The 11,720-nt window shown below is 35.8% G+C and carries 9 protein-coding genes; 4 read left to right on the top strand and 5 right to left on the bottom strand.

Annotated elements, in window-relative coordinates; translation table 11 throughout:
* A partial coding sequence (locus PR675_RS18770; protein WP_272582860.1) for an IrmA family protein occupies positions 1–195 on the top strand: 195 nt, incomplete at its 5' end.
* A gap of 226 nt (positions 196–421) precedes the next feature.
* Here the strand turns inward: PR675_RS18770 and PR675_RS18765 are convergent.
* Positions 422–2,086 (bottom strand): ATP-dependent helicase, encoded by a 1,665-nt coding sequence (locus tag PR675_RS18765; protein WP_272582859.1) that lies wholly within the window; start codon positions 2,084–2,086, stop codon positions 422–424.
* Positions 2,083–4,113 carry an ATP-dependent nuclease gene (locus tag PR675_RS18760; protein WP_272582858.1) on the bottom strand — a complete coding sequence of 677 codons (2,031 nt, stop codon included), beginning with the start codon at positions 4,111–4,113 and terminating at the stop codon, positions 2,083–2,085. The genes PR675_RS18765 and PR675_RS18760 overlap by 4 nt, the downstream gene beginning before the upstream one ends.
* Positions 4,114–5,349: 1,236 nt before the next feature.
* On the opposite strand from PR675_RS18760, the gene PR675_RS18755 reads away from it, so the two are divergent.
* Positions 5,350–5,979 carry a LysE family translocator gene (locus PR675_RS18755; RefSeq protein ID WP_004921590.1) on the top strand — a complete coding sequence of 210 codons (630 nt, stop codon included), beginning with the start codon at positions 5,350–5,352 and terminating at the stop codon, positions 5,977–5,979.
* A 343-nt stretch (positions 5,980–6,322) separates the two neighbouring features.
* Here the strand turns inward: PR675_RS18755 and PR675_RS18750 are convergent, their stop codons facing one another.
* The gene (locus tag PR675_RS18750) at positions 6,323–6,601 is read right to left on the bottom strand and encodes a hypothetical protein (protein WP_060560889.1); all 279 of its coding nucleotides are present in this window, start codon (positions 6,599–6,601) and stop codon (positions 6,323–6,325) included.
* Positions 6,602–7,026: 425 nt separating this feature from the next.
* On the opposite strand from PR675_RS18750, the gene PR675_RS18745 reads away from it, so the two are divergent.
* Positions 7,027–7,503 carry a GNAT family N-acetyltransferase gene (locus PR675_RS18745; RefSeq protein ID WP_014656366.1) on the top strand — a complete coding sequence of 159 codons (477 nt, stop codon included), beginning with the start codon at positions 7,027–7,029 and terminating at the stop codon, positions 7,501–7,503.
* 142 nt (positions 7,504–7,645) lie between these two features.
* Here PR675_RS18745 and PR675_RS18740 read toward each other — a convergent pair whose 3' ends face one another.
* Positions 7,646–8,539, bottom strand: a complete 894-nt coding sequence (locus PR675_RS18740) for a hypothetical protein (RefSeq protein WP_072197204.1) — start codon at positions 8,537–8,539, stop codon at positions 7,646–7,648.
* Positions 8,540–8,948: 409 nt separating this feature from the next.
* Here PR675_RS18740 and PR675_RS18735 point away from each other — a divergent pair, with 409 nt between their 5' ends.
* Positions 8,949–9,890 carry an ATP-grasp fold amidoligase family protein gene (locus PR675_RS18735; RefSeq protein ID WP_060560891.1) on the top strand — a complete coding sequence of 314 codons (942 nt, stop codon included), beginning with the start codon at positions 8,949–8,951 and terminating at the stop codon, positions 9,888–9,890.
* 67 nt (positions 9,891–9,957) lie between these two features.
* Here the strand turns inward: PR675_RS18735 and PR675_RS18730 are convergent, their stop codons facing one another.
* Complete coding sequence (locus PR675_RS18730; protein WP_004921609.1) at positions 9,958–11,100, bottom strand: MFS transporter; 1,143 nt, start codon at positions 11,098–11,100, stop codon at positions 9,958–9,960.
* Positions 11,101–11,720 lie beyond the last annotated feature (620 nt).

The following is an 11,720-nucleotide window of genomic DNA, read 5'->3' as shown; positions in this document are numbered from 1 at the left end:
GCAGAACCTTTTGGCGATTCTAGCGCTACTCGTGCCACCTTTGCAGGACTGGAAATACCGTGTGAGGATGTTGCTGAGTTTGAAGTGGTTAAAGCGGTGGAAAATCAGAACGACCGTAAGGTTGAATTGCCTCTATCGATCTTTCAGGCCAATAATCCAGAGTTGGCGAAAATGTCGGTGGCAAGGGAAAAATAATAGTTTTTTAGCTATCTATCAAAGTAACGATTGGCAGATTAAATGATCTGCCATTTTTGTTTTTTGGATTAGTCAACCTTGAGCGAAGAGTTGATATTAACACTTAAATTGACCACGCCACGAAGTGGCGTAGGCTTGAACCAATTGCTAGACAGATTCTGCAATCAGGTAAAATTTTATTTTTCAACAAACCCATTTTATTGTGCAGGATCCTTCTAATATTCATTCATTTAAACTTGCAATGCTCTATCAAAAATGAATATACAGGCATAACCATCTGATAGTTCGATATTCTATTGTCATATCCATTATTTATTCTATGTTCTCTATGTTTAGCTGTCGTGACTAATATTTTCTCTTTCGCTCTAGATAACGCAACATAGAAAACGCAATCATTTTCAAATTTTTCTTTATTATAGTTCCAAAAGGCCTGGTCCTCTAAGCCAAGAAAAATAACCACCTTATATTCTAACCCTTTGCATTTATGTACATTCATAACCTGTACGGAATTTTCCGCCTGAAACATCAGTGCAGCTTCGTTAAGAGAGTGCGTTGCGCCTATTGTGTAGCGCAAGTGCCGTTCAAGACGGAGCCAGACCTGATCCCAATAATCCGTGGACTTATATTGATTCCATCGTCCCATCATTTTTTTCAAACCAAAAAAACTTATAATATCTTTAACGCAGGATATCAATAAATCAGGAGTGGGTGAATCACCCAAAATTTCTTTATTTACAGCTATTTTGTTCGACAACTCTTTAATCAACGATTCTTCTTTTTCATCGCCACGGGTAACTCTATGTAAAGAAAGGTATAAATCACATAGCTCAGTATAGCTTGATGATGAACGTGACGTATAAACCTTGAATAGAGCAGCAAATATTCGCCCTAATGGTTCTTTTAAGACATCTTGTAATTCAGACATATCAAGATTTCTAATCCCTTTCATCGTTAACTTATCTCGGAGCTTTTCCGTATATTGTTCTGACTGCTGCTTGACCAGCACACAAATCTCTGTTTCTTTAATGCCGGAAGCGATAAAAGTTTCTATTTTATCAGCAATACTATCAGCCTCAGAAATCTCATCATCATAACAATGGATAGTGCAATTATCGACATTCTTTGTTATTGGCGCAAAATTGGCATCATTTTGTACAAAGTGAATAAAGCATCTCAATACTTCCTGAATTTCATCACTGGCCCTAAAATTTTGCACCAGTAATTTCCTTGTGGTTTTAAATTCTCTTTCATACTCTTCAAACACTGTTTTTCTAGCGCCAGCCCATAACATGATGCTCTGGTTGATATCACCCACAGCTAGCAATTTTGTTCCTCTATCCTTAAAAAGAATTTTAATTAACTCATACTGATCAGAACGTGTATCTTGAAACTCATCAATAAAAACATACGGATAGGTAAAAGAAAATAGGTCAACAATATCCGCTCTATATTTTAAAATCTCTACAGCCAGATTTCTGATTAAATCAAAAGATAACTTATTCTTACCATTACTGTATTTTGCGTTGAACACTAAGTCATAATTATTTAAAGGTCTTTTACTCTCAGGTAAAACATCCTTAAAACGGTCAACAATACTCTTACAAAAAGCATCGAAAGTATATGAATCAAAACGCTCACCTCTTTGCCCACATCTTTTGTTAACTCGCTCTTTGATATTTTCCTGCGCCTCTTTTTTATAAGAAAGACATAATATTCGTTTAGGCCACATGCACTTTCCGGTCTGCAGCAAGTAATTTGATTTTTGAGCTAAAAGTTCTGTTTTACCCGCTCCTGCACCGGCAAGTACAGAAATGGATTGATCACACAGGATAATATCCATTAACTCCTGTGTAGGTGTAATGCCTTCAGAAGGTTGCCATTCTATCGTCATTCAATAACCTCCTCCAATAATGTTACTGTCTTTTCAGCAATCCTAATTAGCTCTGGAGGCAATTTTGCTTTTATTTCTTCTGACGTATACTTTTCTTCAATTTTAGAAAACATTCTGATATGTGATGCAGGTTTACTTTTATTGGATAAAAAACGATAGCGATACCACAGGAAATATTTTAGATAATCAGCTGAAAATCCATAACGAATACCTGAGTTTCCTTTTTTCAATACTGCTTTTATTAGCTCATATTGTTCTTCATCTTCTTTTTTCTTGGTACTTTGCGGACCTCTTTCACCATAAACTTCATCTTTCTCACAAAAAATATCAGGGAAAGCTTCAATCATTGCATAGTCAATATCTAGCGGGGCAGAAAAATAAACATTGCACTTTTCTAATTCATCAACAATATTTATTATCGCACCATCTTTGTATTTAATTGTGAACTCTATTGGGTTCCGTGTGTCATCCCATGATGGCATAAGCCTAGCAATATCTTTATGGATATAGGTGCTACCACTTCCACCAAACTCAGCTAATTGTTCAATAGCATATTTAAGTCGTCCAAAACCACCACCATTCCTATCAATATCAAAATCCAGCAAAGTAATAAATGGGACCTGTAAAGACCTCAACAGACGCCAAAAATGATTCACATGGCGTCCGCCAAGAGGAACAACAGATATGGAATGACTGTCAATTTCCGTTGAGTGTAGCTCAAGCACCTTAGGTATTATAATTTCCTCGCTATCTCCCTCTCCAAATATAACCAGTTTAGAAAAATAGATCTCTGGATACGCTTTTACAGCTTCTTTAATAAACTTAGAAAGCTCATCTTCTTTTTCCGGCAGAATTAACGCACTCACTACCGTGCTTTTTGAATCCCTATCTAGTCTGAAATGGCGTATTTGCTCAGGCTCGATTCGGCTTAAAATGGAAGAAGAATGGGAAGAAATAATAACCTGACACAATTCATTACAACCGTAATCTTTCACCAATTTAATTATTCTGCCTAAGTAATGAGGAGAAAGATGGTTTTCAGGTTCTTCCAAGGATATCATACTAAAAATCGGCAACCTCATCTTTTCAGGATTAAAATTAGAAACTTCTCCTGAGGAAATCAGCTCCCTAGTCTTCTTATCAATATCAAACATCGCCTTGATAAGAGAAAAATAGACCAATGATTTTTGTCCATCGCTTAATCGGTCTACATTTACCGTGTTGCCACTTTCATCCGGATTAAACTGAAGCTGAATCAGCTTCAGTATTTCATCGATATTAGCAAGTGGAAAACTAAGCGATGCTTGGGACAAATAACGCCCCTTGTAGATATTCCCCCAACTGTCGTTAATCGCCGTCGCAATCTCATTCATTGCAGGATTGCTCTTCGTCAATGTATTTAGTTGAGCCGCTTGCTCCTCTATGACTTCCTGACTACCTTCAACCCACTCAATCGCCTTTAGCAAGCGACCAAGCACCGCCTTCGATGAATACTTTAATTGTAATAAAGGATCTCGATTGGCTGGAACATAACTGACCTGAATGGCATTTCTTACTGCAGCGGAAAGCTTCTGTTTACTGCTCTCCTCAAGCACATCATCACTGGTGTTAACCACCCAGACGTCTTCGTCAATATCTCCCATAGGGTTTGTTTCAAAGGAAAGTTTACTCTCTAATCGTACCCTAAAAAGAATGGTTCCATCAGATTTATCAATGGTTAGGTGCTCAATTAAAGGAGGGATAGAAACCTTGCTTCCATCTGGCTTAGGGAAGCTAAACCAAGCTTCTATTGTTAAACTTTTGCTCTTTTCATCTTTCTCATCATTCGCATTATGGAAATCATTTATTGATATACCACGTAGTGAATGATCTACCGAGAACAGTTTATTTAGCGCTTCCATAGCCGTACTTTTTCCAGTACCGTTATGGCCAATAAATGTAGTCAGTTCACTGTCAAGGTCAATGATTTGAGGATTTTGATTCGAAATGCTTTTAAAACCGGAGATGAAAATTTTCTTAAGTTGCATTTATCACATCCTGATTATACAAACACGTGAAGTTAAAATAGTTCAATTCATCATATTAATTTCATTATTAAAAGCAATGATTTAACATGCTTAATATCAACAAAATGGACATAATTACACGTTCGTCACATAAATTTTTAAACAACCAATTACCTACTATTCCTATGAGCATATATCATCCTTCTACGATCTTCCTGACCTGCTCCCCAATGAGGAATTAGCAATGTCCGCTCTTCGCTGTGAGTTCAACTAATCAATGCAAGCTAACCACCAAGTTTTATTGCTCGTTTCACCAATCAACCATGTTAGAATAGCAATCTACTTTTTAGTCCACATCAAAAAATATCAAAATAAACTTTAGGCCCAACAATAGGCCCAAATTAAAAGTTGAATTAAACATTAGTACTATAAAATCATTTAGTTAAGCGACTAATTCAGACTCCGCCAGCTAAGCTGAGCAAACAGTAATATTACCTAGAATGCATACTAAATACACGTGCACTATAAGAAACAAGCCACTAATAACTTATAGTGGCTAATAGGACATGATGATTACCGTTTACTACGGAAAGACTCTAGCTTCCATATCATTTTTAAATAGCATAACAAAATAATGACTGAATAACCAAACATCATCCAATTAACAATCGTCTCTTCACTCTGTTTTGTTGTTAGATAAATACCATATGCGCCAACAATATAACAATAAACGATTAAAAATCGTCGTACATATATTAACTTGCTAGTTGGCCTAAACTTTGAGGAATACTGATTTCTAATCTTAAAATAAAAAACAATTCCCAATATGGTTAAGATCAAATAAATCGTATATGGAATCACTGAATAGGCTCTCCACTTGTACTGTACTTTTGTTCATTACCTTTATCATCCGTACATTTATATTATACTGAATTTTCATTGTCATCTGTAACAACAATATAAAGCTCACAGTCTTCAACAATATCTTTAATGTTAGATATTTTTTCTGATTCAGTAACAACCATAATGACATCATTTGACTTTTTATCTAGAAAAAATGCTTTATCGATGTCATCTTTTATGATTAAAGTTAATAAAAATCCGACTTAAGGCTCTTATATGAACGTGAAGTGTTGTGTGTCATTCTGGGTCGACAGATACAAAAAAGCCGCACTGGGCGACTTTCAAGATGATTGTTATTCTGCTTATATGTATGATTGGTATGCAAACATACATTAAAAACACTATTGGACAGATATGGAACTTTCAACTTTACTTCTTTTTATTCCTGCTTGTTTTGCTTTGAACCTAGCACCAGGGCCTAATAACCTGCTTTCTGTTAACAATGCAGTATACTATGGCTTTGCATACTCCTGCGCGGGGGGAATTGGTAGGTTATTCGCATTTGTGATTATGCTTATTTTAGCTTCATTTGGTTTAGCTGTTGTCTTGCAGACATCAGAAGTCATTTTCAGCATAATCAAATTTGCTGGCGTTGCTTATCTTCTATGGCTTGCATACCAATTATGGAACTCTCCAACTGATGAGTTCAAATTTGAAGAAACCAAGAAAAATAGTTCGATAATAAAATTAGCAAGGCAAGAATTTTTGGTCGCAGCGGGAAATCCAAAGGCGATACTCATATTCACAGCCTTTCTTCCTCAATTCGTTAATCCACAACTACCAACTGAATCCCAATTTCTAGCACTTGGCTCTTTATTTTTGTTACTTGAATTCATTGCAATCATGCTCTATGCCTGGTTAGGTTTACATATGAAGAAGTTACTAAGAAAACCAAATGCTAAAAAGGTTTTTAATCGCACCTGTTCTGGTCTATTAGCTAGTGCAGGCGTTGGGCTTCTAATTTCTCAAAAAGTGGCTAAATAATACAACATTTTAAAATTCATTAAATAAAAAGTCATCAATTAATTAAAGATGACTTTTTATCTTAATACCATTCAAGCAACAAGTTACTGCATCGGATTATTTCCAGAAATTAACCTTCAGCAGATAGTTTTAAAAATAACGTTTATCAGACCGCATTATAATTTTAATTAATACCCAGAACCTTAATTCATAATCAAGCCACAATATTTATCTACTGTATAGTAAAATTATCAGGTTTGTATTGATGTTCTAAATATTTTCCAGAATATGTTATCCCTCTCAGGCTTAAGACTACGAAAAATGTAATGTATGCTAAAGCCTTTTCCTCATTAAAAAAACATCATTACTTGGTCAAATACATCCAAAAGTCAGCGAAATCTTTACATTCTGTAGACATTGTTCCCGTTTCTTCCTCTTTTTCACACCGTGAGAGTATGTCACCATTCATAAGCACATTTTGTAAAAGAATATTGACCTCATCTTCACAATTTGCTGGCTCAGAATGTTTTTTACAAATACTATTTATTCTAGATAGATAATCATCATATCTATCTGTAGCGCCTAATACAGTACTACTCAATGATAATAGCATTGATATCACTAACCATCTTTTCGTATCCATCCCCTTTGGTTTAATTCAAATTCTAATTCAATCATAACTATAAGGCTATAAAAACCTATTTAAAAGAAATTATTATTATAACTCACATATAACAAATAGACCTTCAACAACTTCACTGATTATTCTTATCTTCGAAACGTGTTTGTAGACTCACTTTAAAAATAATGAATACTCATTTTCAATAGGCTATGATGGGCAAAAGTAATAATTGTTTTTTAGCTATATATCCATACACATATTAAAATTAATTTCATGTAGCGACTCGAATACACCCGCATTCTGCCATTATTACTAACATAGCCAGATCTATTAATCAGTATAAAATACACCATTCTTATTATCACTCACAGCGCATTTAAAACGTATTAATAGTGCGACTCTGTTGATAAACTATTACAATAAAAAATAATACGGTGATGATATACATGCTACCTCCTGCTAATTTTATTACTTTAACCAGCGAAATGGTTGAAGAGTGCGCAAAACTTTACTGTGAAACCTACAGCTCTGCTCCTTGGTTTGAACAATGGCCATCACATCACCCCATAATTGAGTTTATTACCCATCATTTAGGTAATAATTATTTTATGGGTTATGTTATACAGATAGAAAAGCGCATTGTTGGTGCTTGCCTTGGTTTTAAAAAACCATGGAATCAAGGGGTTGAATACTATATTGATGAGCTATTTATTCATCCTGATTTTCAGGGTAAAGGGCTAGGTAGTGCATTTATGCAATATATCGAACAGCAATGCGTTACATGCAATCTTAACGCTATTATTCTAAATACTGAGAAAGGTTTTCCATCGGAAAGTTATTATCGCCGTAATGGTTTTACAGTGCATGAAGGCTTAATTATTCTATCCAAATGGGTGACGACTGATAACCATAAAACAAAATAGTCGCTCGACAGGCCTTATCTCTCTTTCCGCCCACCATTAAATAAACTTGATTGTGAATAATGGTGGACAAGAGGATCAGTCAATATAGAAATACTTTAATTTATTTTATATACCATATAAAAACGCATAAAAGTGGTCATACCTAACCCGCATACTGTGCTATACCTGTATAACCTTTACCTTGATGTAGTTTATCGACTTTGCCAGTTGCTAAAGTGACCTGATAAACCCCGCCAAGTAAATCGGCAATATACATCAATTGAGCACTTTTATCGTACGTTAAGCCGATAGTTTCGTTAAAACCTCGGCAAATCACTCGATAATTAGCCAACCCATGCTCCGTCATTTCCGCACAATTTAGGCTATTACCATTTGGCTCCCCGCCCCTATCTGTCCAATACAGAATTTGCTTTTCTTCATCAATTAATAGGTCAATAGGCTCGGGAAGCTTGTCGAGTAATAATTCAATATCTTTCCTATCGGATGGATGATAATTGGCTTTTGGCTGTAATGGCACTCGAAATAAACGACCTAGCCCACCTTTTGCAGTACCTTTTTGTGTCCAATAGAGCCAATTATTTGCAACATCGAGGGCAATTCCCACACATTGGTCTAATATATCGACTTTACCTTGATTATTGCGTGGTCGTTCAACGTGAGTTTGTAAATCGGATCCATCGGTTTTGCATGAACTAATTTTCCCTCCTTCTCGGTCGCACCAATATAATCGTTGTGATTGTTGCTCAAGTTGAAGCTGTTTTGGCGTTCTGGTTTGACCATTGCCTATCAGCATCTTTCTGGCTGTTCCATCAAAATTCATCACATTGATAGAGCCGTCATCAGCATCAAAGTCATCTCCCATATTACTCCAGTAAATCAAACGTCTTACAGGATCAACATCTATACCATCAGGCGTACCACCCAGCCCTTCAACGAGGTTATAAGCCTCCCTCGTTGTTTTATTAAACTGTATTATTGCAGGGTTGATTATATCGAGTAGCAATAAATAAGGCTGAGAAAATTCGTTAGTTTTCATCACTGTTACCTCATCATACATTTGATTAATTTTACGTTTTAAATATAGATGGTTAATCATTGATTAGCTAACTAATAGTTTCGAATTAAATTATTTCTTAAGGTTTAGCGGGGTTACGGGTGATACGATAACTTATCTCTAGGATCAACTTATTGAGTATAAAAATAAAACGATGAATTTTGATATAAAAAAGGATAAATCTTAGGTGTAATACCTTAGACGAGTTAAGGTTATTGATTTTTTGTTTATATTAAAAGCAACCTTAAGAAAAAATTAATTATAAAAGCAGATTTATTAACAATAGCCCTCATATTTAATATCTATTTATGTTTAAAGAAATATAATCTTCAAACAATTTCAAATTGTAAAAAAATATTAAAAATAACATAAAGAATGGTTGGCGACTCATATGAAAAAAGTCGAATATTTACTCAAAAAACTACGTTCGGTAGTTATCAGCGATAAGCTCTATCTCACTAATAAGTTTAGGAAAAAAATCGGTTATATCCCTAATTTTGATACTCCCAAAAGCTTTAATGAGAAAGTCAATTATCGGATGATATATGACCGAAATCCGTTATATACACAATTAGCCGATAAACTGGCAGTCAGGGAATATGTTTCTCGAAAAATTGGGGAACAATATTTAGTACCAATTTTAGCCACCTATAATGACGTTAATGAAATCAATATTGATAAATTACCAGAACGTTTCGTATTGAAATGTAATCATGATAGTGGTAGTAGTGTTATTTGTGTCAATAAAGCACAATTTAATCTACAAAAAGCGAAAGACAAGCTTTCATTTCACTTAATGAAAAATTTGTATTACATCACGCGTGAACGGCATTATAAAAATATTAAAGCCAAAATAATTTGTGAATCATATATTGATCTGTTTGCAAACAAAAATAGAAAGCTCATTCCCGAGACCTGTCGTATCCACTGTTTTGCGGGTAAACCAATGTACGCAGAGATCGACTATAGCGATGAGTTGGGTAATGAGTTTATTAATATCTATGATACGCAATGGCAGCTGCAACCTGTGACATTTGGCTATCCGAATATGTTAGAGCCCGTTGCAGAGCCTCCGTTATTCCAAGAGATGCTAAGGTTGGCTCAGCGGCTTGTCAGCCCTTTTGACTATTGCCGTGCTGATTTTTTGATGTCAGAAGACACATTATATTTTAGCGAATTGACATTTGCACCAAATGCGGGACGCACAGTCATTCAACCTTTATCATGGGATTTTCGACTAGGGGAAATGTGGCAACAACGCATTGTTGGGGCGACAGGTAATATTGAGGTTGGTGAAACATTAGCGGCTATCTCTTTTAATAAAAAGAAATAGCCCTATTTAATCGATAAAAGCCGTGTTAACTCAATGAACAACACGGCTTTTGGCTTAAACTTTATAGTTAATTTGCCAATACACCCGCTTTACGACGCACACTGGCAATAAGCATATAAATTGTTGTAACCGTTAATACAATAAAGAAGAAGTTAACCAAACCATTATGTTGCTCTAAGAAGGTTCCAGCGACTAATGGACCCACAGCAGATCCCACACTATAGCTAAACAACATAACTTGAGTTGCCGCAACAATATAAGAAGAATCTAAATTGTCACAGGCCAACGTAATCGCAATTGGGTATAGTGCAAACGAAGACATCCCCAGCAGCGCCAATGCGACTATCATCACAAGGTAATCGTTAGAGATATAAATAATCCCCATTGCAAATACCCCCAGTAACGACACCATCGCTAACAGCAACGTTTTACTCATCATAATTGACAGTTTACTGACGACTGGCTGGATCAGCATACCGCCTAGAATAATTGATGCCATCAACACACCCACTTGTTGAGTGTTAAATGGGCCATTTTTTAATGATAAAGGCATTAACCCATAAATTGTTCCCATCAAAATTCCGGATGTCATACAACCAATCATTGCAGGCTTACTGAGACGAGCAATTTTTTTCAATGATAGTTTTTGATGCGAATCACATGCTGGTTGCCCCTGACGAAATAACAGTGGTGGTAAAACGGCAAGCAGTAATAGCCCAAGCACAACCATAAATGGATAAGCGCCTTGAGTGCCAATAACACCAATAGCCAACTGCCCCAATGTGGTTCCACCATAAAGAGATGTCATATAAAAACTGAGGCGTTTCGCTCGCTCTTTAGGGCTGTCACCAATCAGGAGCCACGATTCAACAACCACGAAAATCCCAGCGACGGCAATCCCCGCAATCAAACGGTTTGGTAACCAAGCAGAAATGTTCGGTGTCCACGGCAAAATAACCACGGTTGCCGCCAACATTAATAAAAAAGCAATAAATGAGAGACGATGACCTATTTTAGCAATAATAGGTTCGATCATCATTGACCCAATTAATAAACCAATATAGTAGGCACTAGCTAACCAGCCCGCATAACTTGTATCGATATTAAAGCCACCCATTGATAATGGGATAAGGCTCATTAGATACCCCGAAGCAATTGCAAAAATGGTCAAGCCCGCGACAGGTACAAATGTACTGTCTTGTTTGCGCATTAATGTAGAGGCCTGTTTCACGACCTACTCTCCCACTGACAAAATAAATAATGACTCGCCATCATTCAAATAACAGCATTGTTGACTGGGTTTATTCGCACTAGTCACATTGTTACTTAATGCACTTAACCATTCAGACTTGGCCAACTAACTACAGATTGAATTATTTTGAGTCTCTGCGCTGCATTCATCGGGGGGCCACGCGGCAATATTGAGTACCCAAAAGATACCCAGTCCGGCGACTAGTGCAGGTGTTTAAATAAAATGGTAAGACTAATTTGGCGGCAATATAGAACTTTAATGGGGTAAATTAAAATGAGAAAAACTAATGCTCACTAGTAAAAATATTTATGTGAGAAAAATCACAATTTTTCTTGGGAAAGTGTTGTTGGCCGCAAAGGCAATAAAAATAAAAATACCTTTTAAAACAACTAATTAAAAGCGATCCCTTCAATAAAAGCAATAGCACTGATTGATTGAATTTTAACCACAATCATATTGATAAATTTTATTGGTTATCTATTAAAAAATATTTTATTACAATATTGTGCTGCGCCATTTGATCATTAAAGATACTTACTAGGATTAATTATCTTTTTTATTCATTTTTATAATTGAAA

Source organism: Providencia sp. PROV261 (assembly GCF_028477945.1).
Taxonomy (GTDB): Bacteria; Pseudomonadota; Gammaproteobacteria; order Enterobacterales; family Enterobacteriaceae; genus Providencia; species Providencia stuartii.
This window is presented reverse-complemented; position numbering and strand designations above follow the sequence as displayed.

Bases quoted from the DNA above. Each gene is read 5' to 3' on its own strand.
- PR675_RS18735 (WP_060560891.1), top strand. From the start codon at position 8,949: ATGAAAAAAGTCGAATATTTACTCAAAAAACTACGTTCGGTAGTTATC.
- PR675_RS18750 (WP_060560889.1), bottom strand. From the start codon at position 6,601: ATGGATACGAAAAGATGGTTAGTGATATCAATGCTATTATCATTGAGT.
- PR675_RS18760 (WP_272582858.1), bottom strand. From the start codon at position 4,113: ATGCAACTTAAGAAAATTTTCATCTCCGGTTTTAAAAGCATTTCGAAT.
- PR675_RS18745 (WP_014656366.1), top strand. From the start codon at position 7,027: ATGCTACCTCCTGCTAATTTTATTACTTTAACCAGCGAAATGGTTGAA.
- PR675_RS18755 (WP_004921590.1), top strand. From the start codon at position 5,350: ATGGAACTTTCAACTTTACTTCTTTTTATTCCTGCTTGTTTTGCTTTG.
- PR675_RS18730 (WP_004921609.1), bottom strand. From the start codon at position 11,100: ATGCGCAAACAAGACAGTACATTTGTACCTGTCGCGGGCTTGACCATT.
- PR675_RS18740 (WP_072197204.1), bottom strand. From the start codon at position 8,539: ATGAAAACTAACGAATTTTCTCAGCCTTATTTATTGCTACTCGATATA.
- PR675_RS18765 (WP_272582859.1), bottom strand. From the start codon at position 2,086: ATGACGATAGAATGGCAACCTTCTGAAGGCATTACACCTACACAGGAG.